This is a genomic window from Raoultella sp., from assembly GCF_039594335.1.
GTDB lineage: Bacteria > Pseudomonadota > Gammaproteobacteria > Enterobacterales > Enterobacteriaceae > Klebsiella.
Genome location: NZ_JBCNNS010000073.1, coordinates 1 through 23,453 on the forward strand (window position 1 = coordinate 1; position 23,453 = coordinate 23,453).

The 23,453-nt window shown below is 53.3% G+C and carries 24 protein-coding genes, 2 pseudogenes and 1 other annotated feature; of the genes and pseudogenes, 18 read left to right on the forward strand and 8 right to left on the reverse strand.

Annotated elements, in window-relative coordinates:
- Positions 1 to 115 precede the first annotated feature (115 nt).
- The 3 genes from ACZAHD_RS13890 to pfkB form a co-directional block, all read right to left on the reverse strand.
- The gene (locus ACZAHD_RS13890; protein ID WP_462457296.1) at positions 116 to 988 is read right to left on the reverse strand and encodes a fructosamine kinase family protein; all 873 of its coding nucleotides are present in this window, start codon (positions 986 to 988) and stop codon (positions 116 to 118) included.
- Positions 989 to 1,093: 105 nt separating this feature from the next.
- Complete coding sequence (gene ghoS, locus ACZAHD_RS13895; protein ID WP_462457297.1) at positions 1,094 to 1,378, reverse strand: type V toxin-antitoxin system endoribonuclease antitoxin GhoS; 285 nt, start codon at positions 1,376 to 1,378, stop codon at positions 1,094 to 1,096.
- Positions 1,379 to 1,468: 90 nt separating this feature from the next.
- Positions 1,469 to 2,401, reverse strand: coding sequence for a 6-phosphofructokinase II (gene pfkB / locus ACZAHD_RS13900; protein ID WP_462457298.1), 933 nt, complete (start codon positions 2,399 to 2,401; stop codon positions 1,469 to 1,471).
- A 417-nt stretch (positions 2,402 to 2,818) separates the two neighbouring features.
- Here pfkB and ACZAHD_RS13905 point away from each other — a divergent pair, with 417 nt between their 5' ends.
- The 10 genes from ACZAHD_RS13905 (at position 2,819) to ihfA (ending at position 11,824) form a co-directional block, all read left to right on the forward strand.
- Positions 2,819 to 3,577 (forward strand): DUF481 domain-containing protein, encoded by a 759-nt coding sequence (locus ACZAHD_RS13905; protein WP_462457299.1) that lies wholly within the window; start codon positions 2,819 to 2,821, stop codon positions 3,575 to 3,577.
- Between the two features lie 269 nt (positions 3,578 to 3,846).
- Positions 3,847 to 4,080, forward strand: a complete 234-nt coding sequence (locus ACZAHD_RS13910; RefSeq protein ID WP_462457300.1) for a YdgH/BhsA/McbA family protein — start codon at positions 3,847 to 3,849, stop codon at positions 4,078 to 4,080.
- Between the two features lie 459 nt (positions 4,081 to 4,539).
- Positions 4,540 to 6,468, forward strand: a complete 1,929-nt coding sequence (gene thrS / locus ACZAHD_RS13915; protein WP_462457301.1) for a threonine--tRNA ligase — start codon at positions 4,540 to 4,542, stop codon at positions 6,466 to 6,468.
- 3 nt (positions 6,469 to 6,471) lie between these two features.
- Positions 6,472 to 7,014, forward strand: coding sequence for a translation initiation factor IF-3 (gene infC, locus ACZAHD_RS13920; protein WP_049267827.1), 543 nt, complete (start codon positions 6,472 to 6,474; stop codon positions 7,012 to 7,014).
- Between the two features lie 96 nt (positions 7,015 to 7,110).
- Positions 7,111 to 7,308 carry a 50S ribosomal protein L35 gene (gene rpmI, locus ACZAHD_RS13925; RefSeq protein ID WP_001124225.1) on the forward strand — a complete coding sequence of 66 codons (198 nt, stop codon included), beginning with the start codon at positions 7,111 to 7,113 and terminating at the stop codon, positions 7,306 to 7,308.
- Positions 7,309 to 7,358: 50 nt separating this feature from the next.
- A complete protein-coding gene (gene rplT, locus ACZAHD_RS13930) occupies positions 7,359 to 7,715 on the forward strand; it encodes a 50S ribosomal protein L20 (RefSeq protein ID WP_004102963.1) in 357 nt (118 codons plus the stop codon).
- Positions 7,716 to 7,833: 118 nt separating this feature from the next.
- Positions 7,834 to 7,959 (forward strand) — a sequence feature (Phe leader region).
- The gene (pheM, locus tag ACZAHD_RS13935; RefSeq protein ID WP_001386830.1) at positions 7,839 to 7,883 is read left to right on the forward strand and encodes a pheST operon leader peptide PheM; all 45 of its coding nucleotides are present in this window, start codon (positions 7,839 to 7,841) and stop codon (positions 7,881 to 7,883) included. It overlaps the preceding feature by 45 nt.
- A 174-nt stretch (positions 7,960 to 8,133) precedes the next feature.
- Positions 8,134 to 9,117: a phenylalanine--tRNA ligase subunit alpha gene (gene pheS / locus ACZAHD_RS13940; protein ID WP_004863355.1), complete on the forward strand. Its 984-nt coding sequence runs from the start codon at positions 8,134 to 8,136 to the stop codon at positions 9,115 to 9,117.
- Between the two features lie 15 nt (positions 9,118 to 9,132).
- Positions 9,133 to 11,520 carry a phenylalanine--tRNA ligase subunit beta gene (gene pheT / locus ACZAHD_RS13945; protein ID WP_462457302.1) on the forward strand — a complete coding sequence of 796 codons (2,388 nt, stop codon included), beginning with the start codon at positions 9,133 to 9,135 and terminating at the stop codon, positions 11,518 to 11,520.
- Positions 11,521 to 11,524: 4 nt separating this feature from the next.
- Positions 11,525 to 11,824: an integration host factor subunit alpha gene (ihfA, locus tag ACZAHD_RS13950; RefSeq protein ID WP_004102960.1), complete on the forward strand. Its 300-nt coding sequence runs from the start codon at positions 11,525 to 11,527 to the stop codon at positions 11,822 to 11,824.
- Between the two features lie 79 nt (positions 11,825 to 11,903).
- Here ihfA and ACZAHD_RS13955 read toward each other — a convergent pair.
- Positions 11,904 to 12,070, reverse strand: a pseudogene (locus ACZAHD_RS13955) (RidA family protein); the annotation flags it as partial.
- A 5-nt stretch (positions 12,071 to 12,075) separates the two neighbouring features.
- Between ACZAHD_RS13955 and ACZAHD_RS13960 the strand changes: the two are divergent.
- Both ACZAHD_RS13960 and btuC read left to right on the forward strand, forming a co-directional pair.
- Positions 12,076 to 12,386, forward strand: a pseudogene (locus tag ACZAHD_RS13960) (gluconate:proton symporter); the annotation flags it as partial.
- Positions 12,387 to 12,540: 154 nt separating this feature from the next.
- Positions 12,541 to 13,527, forward strand: a complete 987-nt coding sequence (gene btuC, locus ACZAHD_RS13965) for a vitamin B12 ABC transporter permease BtuC (RefSeq protein ID WP_462457303.1) — start codon at positions 12,541 to 12,543, stop codon at positions 13,525 to 13,527.
- A 51-nt stretch (positions 13,528 to 13,578) separates the two neighbouring features.
- Here btuC and ACZAHD_RS13970 read toward each other — a convergent pair whose 3' ends face one another.
- The gene (locus tag ACZAHD_RS13970; protein WP_462457304.1) at positions 13,579 to 14,379 is read right to left on the reverse strand and encodes a MetQ/NlpA family ABC transporter substrate-binding protein; all 801 of its coding nucleotides are present in this window, start codon (positions 14,377 to 14,379) and stop codon (positions 13,579 to 13,581) included.
- Between the two features lie 225 nt (positions 14,380 to 14,604).
- Here ACZAHD_RS13970 and ACZAHD_RS13975 point away from each other — a divergent pair, with 225 nt between their 5' ends.
- The 4 genes from ACZAHD_RS13975 (at position 14,605) to selO (ending at position 18,010) form a co-directional block, all read left to right on the forward strand.
- Positions 14,605 to 15,156 carry a glutathione peroxidase gene (locus ACZAHD_RS13975; protein ID WP_462457305.1) on the forward strand — a complete coding sequence of 184 codons (552 nt, stop codon included), beginning with the start codon at positions 14,605 to 14,607 and terminating at the stop codon, positions 15,154 to 15,156.
- The gene (gene btuD, locus ACZAHD_RS13980) at positions 15,156 to 15,905 is read left to right on the forward strand and encodes a vitamin B12 ABC transporter ATP-binding protein BtuD (RefSeq protein ID WP_462457306.1); all 750 of its coding nucleotides are present in this window, start codon (positions 15,156 to 15,158) and stop codon (positions 15,903 to 15,905) included. The genes ACZAHD_RS13975 and btuD overlap by 1 nt, the downstream gene beginning before the upstream one ends.
- Positions 15,906 to 15,986: 81 nt before the next feature.
- Positions 15,987 to 16,451 carry a C40 family peptidase gene (locus ACZAHD_RS13985; protein ID WP_462457307.1) on the forward strand — a complete coding sequence of 155 codons (465 nt, stop codon included), beginning with the start codon at positions 15,987 to 15,989 and terminating at the stop codon, positions 16,449 to 16,451.
- Between the two features lie 116 nt (positions 16,452 to 16,567).
- Positions 16,568 to 18,010 (forward strand): protein adenylyltransferase SelO, encoded by a 1,443-nt coding sequence (gene selO / locus ACZAHD_RS13990; RefSeq protein ID WP_462457308.1) that lies wholly within the window; start codon positions 16,568 to 16,570, stop codon positions 18,008 to 18,010.
- A gap of 44 nt (positions 18,011 to 18,054) precedes the next feature.
- On the opposite strand, the gene hemP is transcribed toward selO, so the two are convergent.
- The 3 genes from hemP to ppsR all read right to left on the reverse strand — a co-directional run bounded on the left by hemP (position 18,055) and on the right by ppsR (position 20,433).
- Entirely contained in the window at positions 18,055 to 18,234 is a 180-nt protein-coding gene (hemP, locus tag ACZAHD_RS13995; protein ID WP_462457312.1) for a hemin uptake protein HemP, read from the reverse strand.
- A 163-nt stretch (positions 18,235 to 18,397) separates the two neighbouring features.
- Positions 18,398 to 19,444 carry a 3-deoxy-7-phosphoheptulonate synthase AroH gene (gene aroH, locus ACZAHD_RS14000; RefSeq protein WP_462457309.1) on the reverse strand — a complete coding sequence of 349 codons (1,047 nt, stop codon included), beginning with the start codon at positions 19,442 to 19,444 and terminating at the stop codon, positions 18,398 to 18,400.
- Between the two features lie 155 nt (positions 19,445 to 19,599).
- Positions 19,600 to 20,433 carry a posphoenolpyruvate synthetase regulatory kinase/phosphorylase PpsR gene (ppsR, locus tag ACZAHD_RS14005; RefSeq protein WP_462457310.1) on the reverse strand — a complete coding sequence of 278 codons (834 nt, stop codon included), beginning with the start codon at positions 20,431 to 20,433 and terminating at the stop codon, positions 19,600 to 19,602.
- 340 nt (positions 20,434 to 20,773) lie between these two features.
- Here ppsR and ppsA point away from each other — a divergent pair, with 340 nt between their 5' ends.
- Together ppsA and ACZAHD_RS14015 are read left to right on the forward strand one after the other, a co-directional pair.
- Positions 20,774 to 23,152: a phosphoenolpyruvate synthase gene (gene ppsA / locus ACZAHD_RS14010; RefSeq protein ID WP_462457311.1), complete on the forward strand. Its 2,379-nt coding sequence runs from the start codon at positions 20,774 to 20,776 to the stop codon at positions 23,150 to 23,152.
- A gap of 169 nt (positions 23,153 to 23,321) precedes the next feature.
- The coding region (locus tag ACZAHD_RS14015; protein WP_462457313.1) for a transposase at positions 23,322 to 23,453 on the forward strand (132 nt) is incomplete at its 3' end.

A 23,453-nucleotide genomic window follows, 5' to 3' on the forward strand; every position in this document is an offset into this window, starting at 1 on the left:
ACTCTCCGTTATTTTTGAAGAGAACAGCACTGGATACTGTTCTCAACCACCTCGCCAAAACCTACCGAAATATGGTGTTGGTTTATTAGCGCTGATTTATGGGGATCCCTCAGCCCTATGGGGCCTTTTCCGTTAAAACCGCATCCAGCGCTTTCTGCGCCGTCACCAGATGCTGACCGCCGAACAAAATCGCCCGGTTAAATAACGTGTAGAGCTGATAAACCGGCTGACGCTCAAGAAAACCGGAAGGCAGTGGCGATATTGACTGGTAGCCATCGTAGATCTGCGGCGGCTGTTCAGGGTGCAGGGGGAGCATCGCCAGATCGCACTCTCTGTCTCCCCAGTAACAGGCGGGATCGAAAATGTAGGGGCCGTTTGGTCCTAGCGCGCAGTTCCCCGACCACAAATCACCATGCAGCAGTGACGGTTGAGGTTGGTGATTGCTCAGACGCTGCTGCACATTATCGACGATGCTGTCGATATCACCGAAACTGAGCCCTTTTTCGGCAGCCAACTCCAGCTGCCAGCCGATACGTTGTTCGGCAAAGAAAGTAGACCAGCGGCGTTGCCAGGCGTTCGGCTGCGGCGTGGTGGAAAGGTGGTTATCAAAATCCAGGCCAAACTGCGGTTGCTCGCTCCACTGATGCAGATGCGCAATATGCTGGCCAAGTAAGAAGGCGTTGTGCGCGTCCAGCGGGCGAGGGGGCAGATATTCCATTACCAGGAAACTGTAGTCGCGATCGCTGCCAACAGCATAAACCTGCGGAACGCTCACGGTTTTACTCCGCGACAGCAGCTCGAGCTGATCTGCTTCAGCGGTAAAGATAGGCAGGAGTTCACGCTCATCACATTTAACAAAGTAGTCCCGTCCGCCGAAACGTAAGTGCCAGGCCGCATGAATTTCACCGCCGGGCAGTTCGTTACGGAGTTCGATTTCAGCTGCTTCAGTATGCCAGTCGCTTAACAACGTGCTGATAGCTTGCCACATGCTGCCTCTCCCCTTGTTTTCCACCATTTCATAAGGTTAGCCCATAACCACGGTGTAAAATTCGAACTGACGCACAACTGGTGCGCTCCGCTGCGCGAATCGCACTTATTGAGCTTTCAACCACTCCGAAAATGTGGTGACGGTAACGTCTACGGGACGGCCCAGCGCCGTTTCTGCCAGTCCGGCGCTAAGTGCTTTGACCTCATCGGCGTTTTGCCCGGAAATCAGGCCAAAGGTATTGGTACCCAGTTCATGGACCTTGCCGTTTTCGTCATTCAGTACCAGAGTAAATCCTGCGCGGGTGAGATGATTACTTAGCTCGTTAATTTCGGTCAGCGTCTCTTCCTGAAAGTGAACCGTGACGACGTGGGTAACAATTTCTGCGCTCATTTTTCACCCTGTTGTAATCCATGAAATTTTCAGCATAGACCATGATGCTGATTTAGCGACTCCCTCCGCGTCAGCAGAGGGAAGGGGGAACTAACGACCGCACAGGTAATTGTAGATTTTGTGTGTGTTTTCCAACGAGCACAGGCGGGTACCCTGATTAATCGTAGCGGCGCTACCGGCGGCGACGCCGAAGCGGACCATATCCTCCAGACTGGCATCTTCCGCCAGACGCAGGGTCATTGCGCCCACCATGCTATCGCCAGCGCCAACGGTACTTTGGCTTTTCATCGGTGGCGGCACGACCTGTACACTGCCGCTGGCATCAACGCCCAGCGCACCCTGTGGGCCGAGTGAGACCACCACCCTGCGGACCTTACCCGAATGAATCAGCTCCTGCGCAGCGCGTCGAACGTCATCCGGCTGGCTCAGATCGCGCCCCACCAGAGCACTCAGTTCTTTCTGGTTAGGTTTGACGAGTTCAATATTGCCGACATCAAGAGCGGCTGCCAGCGCTTCGCCCGAACTATCAATAATGCAGCGAAGTCCGTGATGCTGAGCGCTTTTGACTAACCGGGTCAGGTTGTCAACGCCGATGCCAGGAGGCAGACTGCCGCTCACGACCAGCAATGAGCCGGTTTCGATCGCCAGAACTTTTTCTTCGAGAAGGCGGAACTCCTCTTCCGTTAAGGCGGCACCAGGCATCACGAAACGGTATTGTTCGCCGCTGGAGCCTACATGCACATGCAGATTTTGCCGCGTCCAGTCTTGCGCCTCGACAGGCTCCACCGGAACCTGTTCTGCGGTAAGCAGCGCCGTAAGGTGTTCGCCGGTGGCGCCACCGGCCGGGTAAATGGCTGTGGCTTTACCGCCGAGAAAGGTGATCGCCCGTGCGACATTGATACCGCCACCGCCGGGTTCGAAAATCGGTGCGCTACAGCGGAGTTTGCCTTCAGGGTACATTTGCGGTGTCAGCGTTGCGCTGTCGAGCGAGGGAGCCAGCGTTAGCGTATAGATTTTGGTCATCTACTTTCCTCCATGATACGGGTTAAGCTGTTCTGTTTTAAGCATGGCACTTCTTCCCGGGAAGGGGAAGCAATTGCAGGTCGTGATTTGTAAAGTGCTTTTATTTTTATCTTTATGAAATAAAGATTGTTCCAGGTGCTGTCTTATTCAAAAAATGAAATAGTAATTGATTGCTATGTTAATCGCGCTTTTTTATAATTCTTTGCCTTTCATTGGACCTGCAAGATACAAAAATCATTCAAGATGCGTCGAGGCGGCGAGGGAAGCCATCCTACGAAAGCACAGTTTCATGCTGTGTGGGGGATGTCTTAGTGACGCCAGCGAAGAAGTAGCCTGAAGAATGACGCGTATAGCGATCCTTGCGAAAGTTTCCGGGACCAGTTGGGTCTCTCTTTTTGTTGTACGGACTCTAATTAAATGAAGCTTTTGAAGACAGTACCCGCAGCGGCATTGCTGGCGGGGGGGCTCTTTGCGTCTGCGCACGCATTGGCCGATGATTCCGTTTTTACTGTTATGGATGACCCTTCCACTGCCAAAAAACCTTTCGAAGGTGCTGTTAACGCCGGCTATCTGGCGCAGTCCGGGAATACGAAAAGTTCTTCAATGACCGCGGATTCCACGTTGACCTGGTACGGCGATACGACGGCATGGTCGCTGTGGGGTAATGCCAGCAACACGTCGTCCAACGATCAGCGCTCCTCCGAAAAATACGCGGTTGGCGGCCGTAGTCGCTATAATCTGACCGACAGCAACTACGTGTTTGGTCAGGCCAGTTGGTTGACTGACCGCTATAATGGCTATCAACAACGCGACGTTTTAACCGCGGGTTATGGTCGACAGATTCTGAACGGCCCTGTTCACAGCCTGCGCTTTGAATTTGGTCCGGGCGTGCGTTATGACGAGTATACCGATGGTGATAATGAAACCCAGCCGCTGGGCTACGCTTCCGGTACCTGGGCCTGGCAGATGACCGATAACACCAAATTTACCCAAGGGGTGTCGGTGTTCGGTGCTCAGGACACGACGTTGAACTCGGAAAGCGCCCTGAACGTCGCTATCAATGCGCATTTTGCGTTGCGGGTTGCCTACAACCTGACCTGGAACTCTGAGCCGCCATCATCGGCGCCAAATCATACCGATCGCCGCACGACGCTATCTTTAGGTTATAAAATGTAGTTTATTTCAGGCCGGGAAACCGGCCTGATTGTTTTAAAATTAGCAACCAGCGATATTATTATTTTTGGTCTTTTGTTTCGTTTTTTATAAAAAGAAAATAACTCCATAATTTCCTCAAAATTCATTTTTCCTGACAACGCTACAGATAATTTGACACGAATAGCTAAATTTTTAGTCGGACAAAAGTGTGATCGAGACCTATACTGTTGACTGGCGACAAAGATGATATCTTTGCCGGACAACCTTCAGTAAATAAGAGAATCGCCATCATGAAAAATAGCAAAATCGCCACTGCGGCTGTGATGCTGTGCACTCTGTCTTTTGGCGCGTTAGCCGCTAATCCGGTCCCGCAGCCAGGCAACACCGACCACGTGCAGGTCGGTATTGCGAAAGCCACTGACGTGGAAGCCGGGTCGAATATTGCTCCCGGTTCACCATCAACTGGCCACACGATGGATGATGCATTTAATGTCCATACCCTTGTTGCCGGCGAGTGGTCCTGATTTTCACCTGAAAATAATATGATGACGTTTCAGGGAATATAAAGCCGGGTAGAGATGTACCGGTTTATTTCCTGAATTCTGGCTAAAGGTGATTTTTCCTCTTTGCTATTTTTTACCATTGTGTATGATGGCGCGAGCTGCTTTTACTTTATTGTCCGTTTTTTGTCCGCTGTACTGTTCCTGTGGCGGAATATCCAGCATATGATTTCTGTCCTCCCCTTGTTTTCCCCATAACTGCCACCATTTACCTTGTTCTGACTTTTAACACGCACTAATGATGTGTAAACTAAGGGTCGGTGTTATCAACAGGCGGCTGCAGGTGGGAACGATTCGGTAAACGATCGCCCTCATATTTCGCAGAGTGAAGCGGGAACTGAGCTATAACTTGTTGATAATTATTATTATATTGTTTTGTATGTGCTCTTTCGTGTGGGGCACCACTGCAAATAAGGACATAAAATGCCTGTAATTACGCTTCCTGATGGTAGCCAACGCCATTTCGACCACGCTGTTAGCCCCATGGATGTTGCTCTGGATATTGGCCCTGGACTCGCGAAAGCGACCATCGCTGGCCGTGTGAATGGTGAACTGGTTGATGCATCGGATCTGATCGAAAACGATGCGCAGCTGTCTATCATCACAGCGAAAGACGAAGCAGGTCTGGAGATTATTCGTCACTCCTGTGCACACCTGTTAGGTCATGCTATCAAGCAGCTGTGGCCAAACACCAAAATGGCGATTGGTCCGGTTATCGACAACGGCTTCTACTACGACGTTGATCTTGACCATACCTTGACTCAGGAAGACATCGACGCGCTCGAAAAACGTATGCACGAGCTCGCCGAGAAGAATTATGACGTTATCAAGAAGAAAGTCAGCTGGCACGAAGCGCGTGAAACCTTCGTGAAGCGCGGCGAGACCTATAAGGTCTCTATTCTTGATGAAAATATTGCCCATGATGACAAGCCAGGCTTGTATCACCATGAAGAGTACGTCGACATGTGCCGGGGACCGCACGTGCCGAATATGCGTTTTTGTCATCACTTTAAACTGATGAAAACCGCAGGCGCGTACTGGCGCGGCGACAGCAACAACAAGATGTTGCAGCGTATTTACGGTACGGCGTGGGCAGATAAAAAAGCGCTTAACGCGCATCTGCTGCGTCTGGAAGAAGCGTCCAAACGTGACCACCGCAAGATTGGCAAGCAACTCGACCTGTATCATATGCAGGAAGAAGCGCCGGGTATGGTCTTCTGGCATAACGACGGCTGGACAATCTTCCGCGAGCTGGAAGTGTTTGTACGCTCCAAGCTGAAAGAGTACCAGTATCAGGAAGTAAAAGGCCCGTTCATGATGGACCGCGTGCTGTGGGAAAAAACCGGGCACTGGGACAACTACAAAGATGCGATGTTCACCACCTCTTCTGAGAACCGTGAATACTGTATCAAGCCGATGAACTGCCCGGGTCATGTGCAGATCTTCAATCAAGGTCTGAAATCGTACCGCGATCTGCCGCTGCGTATGGCGGAATTCGGTAGCTGTCATCGTAACGAACCTTCGGGCGCGCTGCATGGTTTGATGCGTGTGCGTGGTTTTACTCAGGATGATGCACACATCTTCTGTACAGAAGAGCAGGTTCGTGAGGAAGTGAACGCCTGTATTCGTATGGTCTACGATATGTACAGCACCTTTGGCTTCGAGAAAATCGTCGTCAAACTCTCAACTCGTCCGGAAAAACGTATCGGAAGCGACGAGACCTGGGATCGTGCTGAGGCGGATCTGGCGGTCGCGCTGGAAGAAAACAATATCCCATTTGAATATCAACTGGGCGAAGGCGCGTTCTACGGTCCGAAAATTGAATTTACTCTGTATGACTGCCTCGATCGTGCATGGCAGTGCGGTACGGTACAGCTGGACTTCTCTCTGCCGCAGCGTTTAAGCGCTTCTTACGTTGGCGAAAATAACGAGCGTCAGGTACCGGTAATGATTCACCGCGCAATTCTGGGGTCCATGGAGCGCTTCATTGGCATCCTGACCGAAGAGTTTGCCGGCTTCTTCCCAACCTGGCTTGCGCCGGTGCAGGTCGTGGTGATGAATATTACCGATTCTCAGTCTGAATACGTTAACGAATTGACTCGTAAACTACAAAATGCGGGCATTCGGGTAAAAGCGGACTTGAGAAATGAGAAGATTGGCTTTAAAATCCGCGAGCACACTTTACGTCGTGTCCCGTATATGTTGGTCTGTGGCGACAAAGAAGTCGAAGCTGGCAAAGTGGCCGTGCGTACCCGTCGTGGTAAAGACCTCGGCAGCATGGACGTAAATGAAGTGATCGAAAAGCTGCAACAAGAGATTCGCAGCCGCAGTCTTCAACAACTGGAGGAATAAGGTATTAAAGGCGGAAAACGAGTTCAAACGGCGCGTCCGAATCGTATTAATGGCGAAATTCGCGCGCAAGAAGTTCGCTTAACAGGTCTGGAAGGCGAGCAGCTTGGTATTGTGAGTCTGAGAGAAGCTCTGGAAAAAGCTGAAGAAGCCGGAGTAGACTTAGTCGAAATCAGCCCTAACGCCGAGCCGCCGGTTTGTCGTATTATGGATTACGGCAAATTCCTCTATGAAAAGAGCAAGTCTTCTAAGGAACAGAAGAAAAAGCAAAAAGTTATCCAGGTTAAGGAAATCAAATTCCGTCCTGGCACCGATGATGGCGACTACCAGGTAAAACTCCGCAGCCTGGTTCGCTTTCTGGAAGAGGGTGATAAAGCTAAGATCACGCTGCGTTTCCGCGGTCGTGAGATGGCTCACCAGCAGATCGGTATGGAAGTGCTTAATCGCGTCCGTGACGATCTGAGTGAACTGGCAGTGGTCGAATCCTTCCCATCGAAGATTGAAGGCCGCCAGATGATCATGGTGCTCGCTCCTAAGAAGAAACAGTAAGGCCTTCAAGTAGCAACTTCTGTGGAGCCTTCGGGCTTTGCAGGCGTTGTTCGCCTATGTTTCGTTTATTAACAATGCGAAGTGGAAGTTATTAAAATGCCAAAAATTAAGACCGTACGCGGTGCTGCTAAGCGCTTCAAAAAAACCGGTAAAGGTGGTTTTAAGCACAAGCACGCTAACCTGCGTCACATTCTGACTAAAAAAGCTACCAAGCGTAAACGTCACCTGCGTCCGAAAGCCATGGTTTCCAAAGGCGATCTGGGCCTGGTAATCGCGTGCCTGCCGTACGCATAAGTCGTTAACCCTTTTAACTTTTTAATTAGAATAGATACAGGAGAGCATATATGGCTCGCGTAAAACGTGGTGTAGTTGCCCGTGCACGTCACAAGAAAATTTTGAAACAAGCTAAAGGCTACTACGGTGCGCGTTCTCGCGTATACCGCGTTGCCTTCCAGGCTGTTATCAAAGCTGGTCAGTACGCTTACCGTGACCGTCGTCAGAAAAAGCGTCAGTTCCGTCAACTGTGGATTGCGCGTATCAACGCAGCAGCACGTCAGAACGGTATTTCTTACAGCAAATTCATCAACGGCCTGAAAAAAGCCTCTGTTGAAATCGACCGTAAGATCCTGGCTGACATCGCCGTATTCGACAAATTAGCGTTCACCGCGCTGGTCGAGAAAGCGAAAGCAGCTCTGGCATAAGCCAGTTGAAAGAGGGAGCTTGTCTCCCTCTTTTCGTTTCAACACCATCAATACATTGACTTTTATTGCCGTAAGCTTTTCAATACAGGTCTTACGTTTGGTACCAGACAAGGTAATGCAAGCATGAATGCTGCTATTTTCCGCTTCTTTTTTTACTTTAGCACCTGAACTCAGGAGGCTAGCGCGTGAAAGAAGAAACGGAAAACAGCGCCAGAAAGCCTCCCACTGTGGAGGCTTTTTTCGTATATGAACGTGTTCATTCTATTTCAAGCTGCAGGTGCGCGGGCTGAGTGCACATCCGGCGACGGCGATTTCTCTGCGCTAAGTGCAATGCGTCCCGGCGCCGCCTGTAACTCGAAATAGTCAGAATAAAATAATGACCATAACCGGTGTCTGCACCGACATAATGAGGAAAACCATGTCACATCTCGCAGAGCTGGTTGCCAGTGCGAAGGCAGCCATTAATGAGGCATCAGATGTTGCCGCGCTGGACAACGTCCGCGTGGAATACCTGGGGAAGAAAGGGCATCTGACCCTTCAGATGACGACCCTGCGTGAACTGCCGCCAGAAGAGCGTCCGGCGGCTGGTGCGGTCATCAACGAAGCAAAAGAGCAGGTTCAGCAGGCTCTTAACGCGCGTAAAGCGGATCTGGAAGGTGCAGCGCTGAATGCGCGTCTGGCAGCTGAGACTATTGATGTCTCTCTGCCGGGTCGTCGTATTGAGAACGGTGGGCTGCATCCGGTGACGCGCACCATCGACCGTATTGAGCACTTCTTCGGTGAGCTTGGCTTCACCGTCGCCACCGGTCCGGAAATCGAAGATGACTACCACAACTTTGATGCGCTGAACATTCCGGGCCACCACCCGGCACGTGCCGATCACGATACCTTCTGGTTTGATGCGACGCGTCTGCTGCGTACTCAGACCTCTGGCGTGCAAATTCGGACGATGGAAAACCAACAGCCGCCGATCCGTATTATTGCGCCGGGCCGCGTTTACCGTAATGACTACGACCAGACCCACACGCCGATGTTCCATCAAATGGAAGGTCTGATTGTTGATACCAACATCAACTTCACCAATCTGAAAGGGACGCTGCACGACTTCCTGAATAACTTCTTTGAAGAAGATCTGCAGATTCGTTTCCGTCCGTCCTACTTCCCGTTCACCGAACCGTCCGCGGAAGTTGATGTCATGGGTAAAAATGGCAAGTGGCTGGAGGTCCTCGGCTGCGGCATGGTGCACCCGAACGTTCTGCGCAATGTTGGCATTGACCCGGAAATCTATTCCGGTTTCGCCTTCGGCATGGGGATGGAGCGTCTGACGATGCTGCGCTACGGCGTGACCGATTTACGTGCGTTCTTCGAAAACGATTTGCGTTTCCTCAAACAGTTTAAATAAGGGCAGGACAGAATAATGAAATTCAGTGAACTGTGGTTACGCGAGTGGGTTAACCCGGCGATCGACAGCGAAGCGCTGGCTAACCAGATCACCATGGCGGGCCTCGAAGTGGACGGCGTTGAGCCGGTAGCCGGTAGCTTCAACGGCGTTGTTGTAGGTGAAGTGGTTGAGTGCGGCCAGCACCCGAATGCCGATAAACTGCGCGTCACGAAAGTCAATGTCGGCGGCGAACGTCTGCTGGACATCGTCTGTGGGGCGCCGAACTGCCGTCAGGGTCTGAAAGTTGCAGTCGCAACCATCGGTGCCGTGCTGCCGGGCGACTTCAAAATTAAAGCCGCGAAGCTGCGCGGTGAACCTTCCGAAGGGATGCTGTGCTCGTTTTCTGAGCTGGGCGTGTCCGACGATCATAGCGGAATTATCGAACTGCCGGCGGATGCGCCGATTGGCACGGATATCCGTGAATATCTGCAGCTGGACGATAACACTATCGAAATCAGCGTCACGCCGAACCGCGCAGACTGCTTAGGTATCATTGGCGTCGCTCGCGATGTGGCCGTTCTCAATAAAGAACCGCTGAACGCGCCGGAGATCACCCCCGTTGCCGCCACTATTGCCGATACGCTACCTATCACTATTGACGCGCCTGAGGCGTGTCCTCGCTATCTGGGCCGCGTGGTGAAGGGTATCAATGTTAACGCGCCAACGCCGCTGTGGATGAAAGAGAAACTGCGTCGTTGCGGTATTCGCTCCATTGATGCAGTCGTTGACGTCACCAACTACGTGCTGCTCGAGCTGGGTCAGCCGATGCATGCGTTCGATTGCGACCGCATCGACGGTGGGATCGTGGTTCGTATGGCGAAAGAGGGAGAGAAACTGGTTCTGCTGGACGGCACCGAAGCCAAACTGGATACCGATACCCTGGTTATTGCCGACCATCACAAAGCGCTGGCTATGGGCGGTATTTTTGGCGGCGAACATTCTGGCGTTAATGACGAAACGCAGAATGTGCTGCTGGAATGCGCATTCTTCAGCCCGCTGTCCATCACTGGCCGCGCGCGTCGCCACGGTCTGCACACCGATGCGTCTCATCGTTATGAGCGCGGCGTGGATTCAGCGCTGCAATATAAAGCGATGGAGCGTGCAACCCGCCTGCTGATCGATATCTGCGGCGGCGAAGCGGGAGCGGTTATCGATGTGACCAACGAAGCTGCGCTGCCGAAAGCGGCAACCATTACCCTGCGTCGTAGCAAACTGGATCGCCTGATTGGCCATCATATTGATGATGCGCAGGTGAGTGATATTCTGACTCGCCTCGGCTGTGACGTGACCGCTGGCAACGGCGAATGGCAGGCCGTTGCGCCGAGCTGGCGCTTCGATATTGCCATCGAAGAAGACCTGGTCGAAGAGGTGGCCCGCGTTTACGGCTATAACAACATTCCGGATCGACCGGTGCAGGCGGGGCTGATTATGGGCACCCACCGTGAAGCTAATCTGTCGCTGAAACGTGTAAAAACGCTGCTTAACGACAAAGGCTACCAGGAAGTGATCACCTATAGCTTTGTTGACCCGAAAGTGCAGCAGCTGGTTCATCCGGGTGAAGAAGCCCTGATTTTGCCGAGCCCTATCTCTAGCGAAATGTCGGCGATGCGTCTGTCGCTGCTGACTGGCCTGCTGGGTACGGTCGTGTACAACCAGAATCGTCAGCAAAGCCGCGTGCGTATTTTTGAAAGCGGTCTGCGCTTTGTTCCGGATACTCAGGCACCACTGGGCATTCGTCAGGATGTGATGCTGGCCGGTGTGATTTGCGGCAACCGTTATGAAGAGCACTGGAATCTGGCAAAAGAGACCGTTGATTTCTATGATCTGAAAGGCGATCTGGAGTCCATTCTCGACCTGACCGGTAAATTAGCGGATATCGAATTCCGTGCAGAAGCGAACAGCGCACTGCATCCAGGACAATCAGCGGCGATTTATCTGAAAGGTGAACGTATTGGTTTCATTGGGGTTGTTCATCCTGAACTGGAACGTAAACTGGATCTGAACGGCCGGACTTTAGCGTTCGAACTGGAGTGGAACAAGCTTGCAGACCGCGTGGTGCCTCAGGCGCGCGAGATTTCTCGTTTCCCGGCGAACCGTCGTGATATCGCTGTTGTCGTCGCGGAAAACATACCTGTAGCCGATGTTTTGACAGAGTGTAAGAAAGTTGGCGTAAATCAGGTAGTTGGCGTAAACTTATTTGACGTGTACCGTGGTAAAGGGGTGGCGGAAGGCTGTAAGAGCCTTGCGATTAGCCTTATCCTGCAGGATACCAGCCGTACACTCGAAGAAGAGGAGATTGCCGCTACCGTTGCCAGATGTGTAGAGGCATTAAAAGAGCGATTCCAGGCATCATTGAGGGATTGAACCTATGGCGCTTACAAAAGCTGAAATGTCAGAATATCTGTTTGATAAGCTTGGGCTTAGCAAGCGGGATGCCAAAGAGCTGGTAGAGTTGTTTTTCGAAGAGGTGCGTCGTGCTCTGGAAAACGGAGAACAGGTAAAACTCTCCGGGTTCGGCAACTTCGATTTGCGGGATAAAAACCAACGCCCGGGTCGTAACCCGAAAACGGGGGAAGATATTCCCATTACAGCCCGGCGTGTGGTGACCTTCAGACCCGGTCAGAAACTTAAAAGCCGTGTCGAAAACGCTTCGCCCAGAGACAAATAAGCTGAACTAACTAAAAAGGCCGCTGCTGCGGCCTTTTTCTTTTACGATGCCAATCAATTTTTACTGCCCTAACCGTCACTTAGACGAGGGTAGCGGGGCGTGCTATTTCCGCCTGAATGGCGCGCGTGCCGGGCTGTGATCTTCCGGCATTCAGACGACCCAGCTCTCATTAAACCCGGCAAAATAACGTGCTATCGTCTTCAGCCACACCTGAGCAGAGAGAATATGGCGATTATCACTTCCGGCTTCGGGCCTCGCTGCGCTTTTGTATTTTCGCCTTCAATATCACCGACCATGTTCCCGGAGCGGCGGTGGCGCAGATAATCTTTCCCCACAGATTTTTGGTCCGATGCTGATGGCTGCCGATGTCCCGCCACGGGAAACCTTTGGGGTTTTACTTGCCTCTTTGCCGGTCGACTGGGTGGGCCCGTACCCCTCTCCGGATAGGCTTGGGCAGATGGGGCTGGCGCAGTCTGCTCATCTCAAGTACATGCTCTATAACGGCTGGGCTATCGTGATTGCCAACATTATCCTCTTCGCTCTGCGGTTTCCGCTGCGGGTGTCAGAAACCTGGTGCTCAGCGCGGCAGGTTCGGTTTTCTGCCGCTTTGGTTATCGGATTAGCCGGCTATCTGCCGCTCTGCGGGAGGTTTTGCTTTCCTCACCTCTGTCGCCACCGTAAAATCACCGGCATCTCTTTCTGGCATGACGGAAATTATGCTGACCTTTGCCCAAACCCAACAGCGCCGAAACCAGCGCTGGCTCATTGTTCTACTGCTACTGCTTCTCGCCATGATAACCGTCAGTCTCTGCGCCGGAGAACAGTGGATTAGCCCGCAGGAGTGGGGCAGCGCTAAAGGGCGGTTGTTTATCTGGCAGATTCGTCTGCCGCGTACGCTGGCCGTGCTGCTGGTGGGGGCCGCACTGGCACTCTCCGGAGCTATCATGCAGGCATTATTCGAAAACCCGCTGGCGGAGCCGGGGCTACTGGGTGTCTCCAACGGCGCTGGCGTGGGGGTAATTGCCGCGGTATTGTTGGGCAAAGGCTATCTGCCGGGCTGGGCGCTTGGGCTGTGTGCGATTGCCGGGGCACTGGTGATTACCTTTATTCTGTTGCGTTTTGCCCGGCGGCATCTGTCAACCAGCCGTCTGCTGCTGGCGGGCGTCGCGCTCGGGATTATCTGTAGCGCGTTGATGACCTGGGCGGTCTATTTCTCCACCTCGTTCGATCTGCGTCAGCTTATGTACTGGATGATGGGCGGATTTGGCGGAGTGGACTGGCAACAGCTGTGGCTGATGCTGGCGCTGTTGCCGGTACTTATCTGGGCATGCCTGCAATCACAGCCGCTGAATCTCTTGGTACTGGGGGAAGTGTCCGCTCGTCAGTTGGGGCTGTCTCTCTGGTTATGGCGCAGGCTGCTGGTCGTGGCGACAGGCTGGCTGGTTGGCGTGAGCGTAGCGCTGGCAGGGGCAATCGGTTTTATTGGGCTGGTGATTCCGCATATTCTGCGCTTATGCGGCTTGAGCGATCATCGGGTGCTGCTTCCGGCCTGTCTGCTTGCCGGCGCCAGTGCGTTGCTTGGCGCCGATATCATTGCCCGCCTGGCGCTGTCGGCGGCGGAATTACCGATTGGTGTGGTCACCGCGACACTGGGCGCGCCGGTCTTCATCTGGCTACTGCTGAAATCTGCGCATTCGCAATAAGCAAGCCGTAGGCTGGCGCAGCCATGATCGCTGCGCCAGAAGAGGCCGGGGCTACCAGCCTTTGATAGCATCGCCTTTGTATACTTCCATGGCTTTATCTGCGACCGCTTTGGTCTGGAAGGCTTCTTTCAGCTCCTGAATCTTTTTACTGTCTTTATTCTCTTCACGTGAAACGATGGCATTCACATACGGAGAATCCGGTCCCTCCATAAATAAACCATCGCGCACTGCGGAGAGACCGGCCTGTGCGGAGAAGTTGGTGTTAATAATCGACAGCGCGACGTTCGGATCGTCGAGGGTACGGGTCAGCTGCGGCGTATCGACTTCAACAATTTTTAAATGTTTCGGGTTGTCGATAATATCCAGCGATGTCGGCAAATAGCCCACTCCGGCTCTCAATTTGATTAAACCCTGCGCCTGCAGCAGGAGCAGACTGCGGCCTAAGGTCGTGGTTTCGTTAGAGACAGATATCGTTGCGCCGTCCGGCAGCTCATCGATATGTTTAATCTTGCGCGAATAGGCGGCAATCGGGAAGACAAACGTTTTGCCAACGACGGCAAACTTGTAGCCGCGCTCTTTCGACTGCGCTTCAAGGTAAGGTAGCGTCTGGAAGGCGTTCGCATCGACGTCTTTATTATTTAACGCTTCATTTGGCAACACGTAATCATTAAAAGAGATAACCTCGACGTCAAGGTTATATTTATCCTTCGCCACCTGCTCAACCACTTTCCAGATAGCTTCATCCGGGCCGGTATTAATCGCCACTTTAACTTTATTATTATCGTCAGGAGAACAGGCCGATAACAACACTACCGATGTGGCGATTAACACCGAGCTTAACAACTTTTTCATCTATAAAACTCTCTCAAATTAGTCCATAACAAAAAGCTATTACATCCGTTTAACACTGTACACTGAATTGTCTGCTGACCATATTGAGAGGAATTCATGTTACCGACGCGTACGGTGCGGTATTCCTGGCAGGCGATTCGACGTAGAATGAACGCCCGTGAATCCGCTACAGTAGATAGGGATCACCTAAAATCAGCAACTCGTTTTATGGACGGAGGGAAGGCTATGCAACGCGATATTCTGAATACTGAGGTCACCACGATTGATGGTCAAAAAACGACGCTGGCTGATTATGCCGGTCGCGTTTTGCTGATTGTGAATGTGGCATCAAAATGTGGTCTCACGCCGCAGTATGAGCAGCTGGAGACATTGCAAAAAGATCTGGGGCACGATGGGTTTACCGTGCTTGGCTTCCCCTGTAACCAGTTCCTCGGCCAGGAGCCAGGGAGCGAAGAGGAGATTAAGACGTTTTGTAGTACCACCTATGGCGTGACGTTTCCGCTGTTCAGCAAGATAGACGTCAACGGGGAACATCGTCATCCGCTGTACCAGAAACTGGTTGAGGCCGCGCCGCAGGCCGTAGCGCCGGAAGGCAGTGGTTTCTACGAGCGTATGGCAAGCAAAGGCCGTGCGCCTGCCAACGCCGGCGACATTTTGTGGAATTTCGAAAAATTCCTGCTGGGCAAAGATGGTCAGGTTATCCAGCGCTTCTCGCCGGATATGACCCCGGACGATCCGCAGTTGGTGGCCGCCATTAAAGGGGCATTAGCGAAATAATGCCGTTTTTGATGCAACTGCGGAATGTCAGAGAAGCGGGGCGTCTGGCGCCATTTAGCGCCCAGGTGCGTCCTGGTGAAATGGTCCACCTGGTCGGGCCGAACGGGGCAGGCAAAAGCACATTACTGATGCGAATGGCAGGACTGACTACGGGGCCCGGAGACGTTGTTCTCAACGAACGTAAACTGGACCAATGGTCGGCTCAGGAGCTGGCGCGTCATCGGGCCTACCTGAGTCAGCACCAGATGCCGCCTTTTGCCATGCCGGTATGGCACTATCTGTCGTTGCATCTGCAACAGGGCGAGCAAAGCGAACTGCTCGGTAGTATTGCCGCTAAGCTGGGCCTGAGCGATAAGCTCGGGCGCCAGGTGAATCATATTTCTGGCGGTGAGTGGCAGCGTGTGCGCCTGGCGGCGGTCATTATGCAGGTTCATCCGCTGGCGAATCCGGCGGGGCAGTTGCTGGTGCTGGATGAACCGATGAACAGTCTGGACGTGGCACAGCAGGCGGCGCTCGATCGGGTGCTGGGTGAACTGTGTGAGTCGGGCGTGGCGGTAGTGATGAGCAGTCACGATCTTAACCATACCCTGCGACACGCGCATCAATCCTGGCTTATCTGCCGGGGACAGGCCATTGCCTGCGGTGAGACATCGGCGGTATTAACTGAAGAAAACTTAACCGCGGCCTATGCGATTCCTTTTCAGCGCATCGCGGTTGCAGGTCATTTTATGCTCGTGGCGTCACAGTAGCACGAAGCAACCTTGCCAGTGCATTGATAAACCAGCTAAATTATCCTGACGAAATGATAAGGAACAGAGGAATCGTCTGAGATGCGTTTGTGGTTCATTTTATTGACGGCGCTATTGCTGGCTGGCTGCAGCAGTCACCGGGCGCCGCCGCCGAATCCGCGACTTGCAGATTCCATTACCGTTATCGCGAATCTGAACGAACAGCTGCGCAGCTGGCGAGGCGCACCGTATCGCTATGGCGGTATGTCTCCGCGCGGGGTCGATTGTTCCGGATTTGTCGTCATGACCTTCCGCGATAAGTTTGCTCTGCAATTGCCGCGTGAAACTCGCGATCAGGCTGAGATTGGCACTAAAATTGATAAAAGTGAGTTGTTACCGGGGGATCTGGTCTTTTTCAAAACCGGTTCCGGCGACAGCGGTCTGCATGTGGGTATCTACGATACCGACAATCAGTTTATCCATGCCTCGACCAGTCAGGGCGTGACGCGTTCCTCCCTGGATAATGTCTACTGGAATAAGAAGTTCTGGCAGGCCCGCAGAATATAGCGCCGGACGTCGTGGCGAAGGGGAAGCGTTAGCTTCCCTTTTTTTATGTCGATAACCCTGCGGTTCTTCCGTGTTAATACCTTGTTGAAGGCACTACACTGGAGAGAGGAGGAACCATGACCCTGTCTTTTACTACCCACTGGCGTGATGAACTGCCGGATTTCTATACCGCGTTAGCGCCCACCCCGCTGAAAAATGCCCGGCTTGTCTGGCACAATGCGCCGCTGGCGCAAAACCTGGGCATTCCTGAGGCGTTGTTTGATCCGGCGCAGGGCGCCGGCGTGTGGGGTGGCGAAACGCTGCTACCCGGCATGTCGCCGTTAGCGCAAGTCTACAGCGGCCATCAGTTTGGCGCCTGGGCCGGCCAGCTTGGCGATGGTCGGGGGATTTTGCTCGCTGAACAGCAGTTGCCGGATGGTCGCCGCCTGGACTGGCACCTCAAAGGTGCCGGACTGACGCCTTATTCGCGAATGGGCGACGGACGAGCGGTACTGCGTTCCACTATCCGCGAAAGTCTGGCATCGGAAGCCATGCATGCGCTGGGGATCCCGACGACGCGCGCGCTCGCCATGGTCACCAGCGATACCCCCGTGCAACGCGAAACGCTGGAAAGCGGCGCGATGTTGATGCGTCTGGCCGAAAGTCACGTGCGTTTCGGCCATTTTGAACATTTTTACTATCGACGTGAGCCGGCAAAGGTACAGCAGTTGGCCGACTACGTGATCCGTCACCACTGGCCAGAACTGGTTAATGAAGCCGATAAATACGTTTTATGGTTCCGTGACGTTGTCACGCGAACAGCGACCCTGATCGCCAGCTGGCAGACGGTAGGTTTCGCTCATGGGGTGATGAACACCGATAATATGTCGATTCTTGGGTTGACGATGGACTACGGCCCGTATGGCTTCCTGGATGACTTCAGGCCCGACTTTATCTGCAATCACTCCGATTATCAGGGCCGCTACAGCTTTGAAAACCAGCCGGCGGTTGGCCTGTGGAATTTACAACGTCTCGCGCAGTCGCTGTCGCCGCTGATTGCGGTGGATGCGCTTAATGCTGCGCTGGATGACTATCAGCATGCTTTGTTGACGGTATACGGGCGCCGTATGCGCGATAAGCTGGGGCTGTTCACCCAGCAGAAGGGGGATAATGGCCTGTTAGATGGGCTGTTTGCGCTGATGATACGGGAAGGCAGTGATTACACCCGGACTTTCCGGATGCTGAGCGTGAGTGAACAACACAGTGCGGCATCGCCGTTGCGCGATGATTTCATTGATCGCGCGGCTTTCGATAGCTGGTTCGCAAGCTATCGCGCGCGTCTGCGCGACGAGCCGATCGACGATGCGCAACGCCAGCAGAAGATGCAGAGCGTCAATCCGGCGCTGGTGTTACGAAACTGGCTGGCACAGCGGGCCATCGAGCAGGCAGAGCAAGGTGAGATGAGCGAACTGGCGCGTCTGCATGAAGTGTTAAGACAGCCGTTTACTGACCGACATGATGATTATGTCAACCGTCCGCCAGACTGGGGAAGGCGGCTGGAAGTCAGCTGTTCCAGCTGACGGTATCTCCCTGGACCTTCTCTGTGTTCGCGGGCGGAGAAGGTCTATTTAGTCAGAATCAGTTTTCCTGCGTGGGTCTGGCGCAGCAAATAGCACTGGCCATCATGTTCAATCACCACCCGGCCTTCAGTACCGAGTAAGCTGCGGCTATTGATCTTACGGTCCGTGGGCGTGGGGTAAGGAGCATTGTCTTTTGTTTTTTCTGCTGCGGCAGTGTTATCCATACGTGTCATAGCACCAAAATAAAAATAAAAGAAACAATGATAATCATTATCAATAATGTGAATTTTCACGGCAAGCGTTATTTGTGAAAACCCTGTTTTTTGGGGAGCTTGCGTCAGACTGCGCGGAGAGAATCGCCCCACCACGGCGTGGCGGGGGCAGGGACTAGAGGCGGGTAGCGGTTGCCGCAGCCAGCTCAGCCAGCAAACGTTCGCTATCTTCCCAGCTCAGACAAGGATCGGTGATAGACTGGCCGCGCGTCAGCGGCTGCCCGGCCACCACTTTCTGCGTGCCTTCCCGCAGGAAGCTTTCGGCCATGATGCCGGCAATCGATGTGGCACCGGCGCGAATCTGCTGGCAGATATTGGCACACACCTCCAGTTGACGCCGATGCTGCTTTTGGCAGTTGCCGTGGCTGAAATCAACCACCAGCTGCTCCGGCAGGTCAAATTCACGCAGCGCATCGCAGGCGGCGGCAATGTCTTCAGCATAGTAATTCGGTTGTTTACCACCGCGCATGATGATATGCCCATACGGGTTGCCGCTGGTCTGATAGATGGTCATCTGTCCCTGCTTATCGGGCGAGAGGAACATATGGCTGGCGCGGGATGCGCGGATGGCATCAACGGCAATCCGGGTGTTGCCATCGGTACCGTTCTTGAAGCCGACCGGGCAGGAGAGCGCGGAGGCCATTTCCCGGTGGATCTGGCTTTCGGTGGTGCGCGCACCGATGGCGCCCCAGCTTATCAGGTCGGCAATAAACTGCCCGGTCACCATATCGAGAAATTCGGTGGCGGTGGGGACTCCCAGTTCGTTGACCTGCAGCAGCAGTCTGCGTGCCAGTTCAAGACCGTGATTCACCCGATAGCTGCCGTTAAGGTCAGGATCCGAAATTAGCCCTTTCCAGCCGACAACGGTACGCGGCTTTTCAAAGTAGGTGCGCATGACGATTTCCAACTGCGGTTGGTAGCGTTCGCGCATACCCTGCAGGCGGCGCGCGTAGTCCATCGCCGCGTCAGTATCATGAATGGAGCACGGTCCGATGATCACCAGTAAACGGCGATCTTCCCCGTTGAGGATCTTTTCAATCCGGCGGCGGGAGGCGGCAACGTGCGCCGCAACGTCGGCAGACACGGGATGCCGCTGCGCCAGTTCCGCGGGCGTCACCAGGCTTTCAATGCGCGCGGTACGCAATTCGTCTGTTCTGTTCATTGGAGTCTCAAAAAATTTGTTTCTTCTGCGGCGAAAATGCCGGGAAGTGATGCGCATCACGATAAACCAATCTCTGCTTATTGCAAGGACAGGTCATGATCCTGTATAGGCCACGTGCGATAGCATAAACAAATTTTCTCCAATGCACTAGTTCATTAGTACATTCTTCGGCTCAGTCCCATGATGTCCATGATTTTAGTCGCCATTTCTTCAACTGAATAATTGGTGCTATTCAGGCACGGAATTTTATTCTTGCGATACAGGGCCTCCACTTCTGTCACCTCCATGCGACACTGGCGCATCGACGCATAGCGGCTGTTCTCACGGCGTTCTTCGCGGATCGCGGCCAGCCGTTCCGGATTAATGGTTAAACCGAACAACTTATGTTGTAAGGGTTTGAGGGAGGCCGGGAGGATCAGGTTGTCCATATCGTCGGCGATAAACGGGTAGTTTGCCGCGCGGATACCGTACTGCATCGCCAGGTAAAGACTGGTCGGGGTTTTGCCGCAGCGTGAGACGCCCAGCAAAATGACCTGCGCCTGATCGAGATTGCGCAGCGAGATGCCATCGTCATGGGCGAGGGTGTAATCAATCGCCGCAATACGTGCATCGTATTTGTTGAGGTTACCTGGGGTCAGGCCGTGGGTCCGGTGAGCGATCGGCGTCGGGTCGAGTCGTAGCTCCTGCTGAAGCGGCGCCACCAGGGCCTGCACGATATCCTGACAAAATCCTTCACTTTGCAAAATAATATCGCGAATTTCAGGGATAACGATGGAGTAGAAAACCAGCGGGCGGATACCGGTCTGCTGATAGATGGCGTCAATTTGTTCCTTTACTGCCCGCGCGCGACTGATATTTTCGACAAACGGCAGGGTAAGACTGCTGATAGCGACCGGGAATTGCGACATGACCGCATGCCCCAGCACTTCTGCCGTAATGGCGGTACCGTCAGAAATATAAAATACGTGGCGATCTACAGCACTTTCCATTTTGACCATCCGGTATAATGAGTTTAATTAGCTGAAAGCTGATATTAAATTTAAGCATATCGCTCCAGGCTTTGTCTCAAGTTTAAAAAATGAAACGCTATTTTTATTTTTAATGAAAAGGTGTGTTCATTTTTCGCAACTGCGTATCTTTTGTATCAAATTTCATCTGTTTTCTGAAGAATCATTAGGTTAGCTATATCTGCACCAGAATCCTAAAACGAAAAATAATTTGCTTGAACGATTCACCGTTTTTTTCAGCCGCATAAATATGTCAGGATAAATCCCGTAGTTGATCGTGAGTTTTTTATCACTGGTATTAAATCACAAAAGGATTGTCTCGATGTCCAACAATGGCTCGTCACCGCTGGTGCTTTGGTATAACCAACTCGGCATGAATGATGTAGACAGAGTTGGGGGCAAAAATGCCTCCCTTGGTGAAATGATTACGAATCTGTCCGGTATGGGGGTTTCCGTACCGAACGGGTTTGCTACCACCGCTGATGCCTTCAATCAGTTCCTGGACCAAAGCGGTGTTAACCAGCGCATTTATGAACTGCTGGATGAAACCGACATTGACGACGTTTCCGCATTAGCGAAAGCGGGCGCTCAGATCCGTCAGTGGATCATTGATACGCCGTTCCAGAGCGAACTGGAAGAGGCCATTCGTGATGCCTATAGACAGCTGTCCGCGGATAATGCCGAGGCCTCTTTTGCCGTGCGTTCCTCCGCTACGGCGGAAGATATGCCGGATGCCTCCTTCGCCGGGCAGCAAGAGACATTCCTTAACGTGCAGGGCTTTGATGCTGTGCTCGTCGCCGTGAAGCATGTTTTTGCTTCGCTGTTTAACGATCGCGCGATCTCCTATCGTGTGCATCAGGGTTATGACCATCGTGGCGTGGCGTTATCCGCCGGGGTACAGCGGATGGTACGTTCCGACCTCGCTTCATCCGGCGTGATGTTCTCCATTGATACCGAGTCCGGTTTTGATCAGGTGGTGTTTATTACCTCCGCCTGGGGGCTCGGTGAAATGGTCGTGCAGGGCGCAGTCAACCCGGATGAGTTCTATGTGCATAAACCGACGCTGGCGGCGGGGCGTCCGGCCATCGTGCGTCGCACCATGGGGTCGAAAAAGATCCGCATGATTTACGCTCCGACCCAGGAGCACGGTAAGCAGGTGCGTATCGAAGACGTTCCGAAGGCGCAGCGCGATATTTTCTCGTTAACCAACGAGGAAGTGCAGGCGCTGGCGAAGCAGGCGGTGCAGATTGAGAAGCACTATGGCCGTCCGATGGATATCGAATGGGCGAAAGATGGCCATACCGGTGAGCTGTTCATCGTCCAGGCGCGTCCGGAAACCGTCCGCTCGCGCGGTCAAGTGATGGAGCGCTATACCCTGCATGCGCAAGGGCAGATTGTGGCTGAAGGGCGCGCTATCGGCCATCGTATCGGGGCCGGTCCGGTAAAAGTGATTCATGATATCAGTGAAATGAACCGTATCGAGCCGGGCGACGTGCTGGTGACCGACATGACTGACCCGGACTGGGAGCCGATCATGAAGAAAGCCTCGGCGATCGTCACCAACCGCGGCGGTCGTACCTGTCACGCGGCGATTATTGCCCGCGAGCTGGGGATTCCGGCGGTCGTTGGTTGTGGTGACGCGACCGATCGCATTCAGGAAAACCAGAACGTGACCGTCTCCTGTGCCGAAGGCGATACCGGCTACGTCTACGCCGAGTTGCTCGACTTCAGCATTAAGAGCTCAAGCGTCGGAGAAATGCCGGACCTGCCGCTGAAAATCATGATGAACGTCGGTAACCCGGATCGCGCATTCGATTTCGCTTGTCTGCCGAACGAAGGCGTTGGTCTGGCACGTCTGGAGTTCATCATCAACCGCATGATTGGTGTCCACCCGCGCGCGCTGCTGGAGTTTGACGACCAGGAGCCAACGCTACAGAACGAGATCCGCGAGTTGATGAAAGGCTACGACTCGCCGAGAGAGTTCTACGTCGGTCGCCTGACCGAAGGAATTGCGACCCTCGGCGCGGCGTTCTATCCGAAGCGGGTCATTGTGCGTCTGTCCGACTTCAAATCTAACGAATACGCCAACCTGGTGGGCGGCGAGCGTTATGAGCCGGAAGAGGAAAACCCGATGTTGGGTTTCCGCGGCGCTGGTCGCTACGTCTCAGACAGCTTCCGCGATTGTTTCGCGCTGGAGTGCGAAGCGGTGAAGCGCGTGCGCAACGATATGGGGCTGAACAACGTCGAAATCATGGTGCCGTTTGTTCGCACCGTCGCCCAGGCGAAAGCGGTGGTAGAAGAGCTGGCGCGCCAGGGGCTCAAGCGCGGTGAAAACGGTCTGAAAATCATTATGATGTGCGAAATTCCGTCGAATGCGCTATTGGCCGAACAGTTCCTTGAGTACTTTGACGGTTTCTCCATTGGTTCTAACGACATGACCCAGTTGGCACTTGGCCTCGATCGTGACTCCGGCGTGGTCTCTGAGCTGTTTGACGAACGTAACGATGCGGTGAAAGCGCTGTTGTCGATGGCGATTCGCGCGGCGAAGAAACAGGGCAAATACGTCGGTATTTGCGGCCAGGGCCCTTCTGACCACGAAGATTTTGCCGCATGGCTGATGGAGGAGGGGATTGACAGCCTGTCCCTGAACCCGGATACCGTGGTGCAAACCTGGCTTGGTCTGGCTGAAATGAATAAGTAAGCCCTCGTTTTACATCACCCTATCCCCGTCAGCAATGACGGGGATTTTTATTGTCACCCCTAAACCACCTCCTATGGGGGTGGTGATCGTTCATGTGGGGCTTTGCCCGTAGAATGCCCATGCGAAATACTGCCCCGGTTTGTTACCAGCAAATCAAGGAGTAAATAGCATGAGCAGATATGAATCCGCTTCTCACGTATTCTATCGCTGTCAGTATCATCTCGTATGGACACCGAAGTACAGAGACAAAATCCTCAAAGGCAATCTCGGTAAAGAGCTTTACCGCAGCATCTCCATTTAC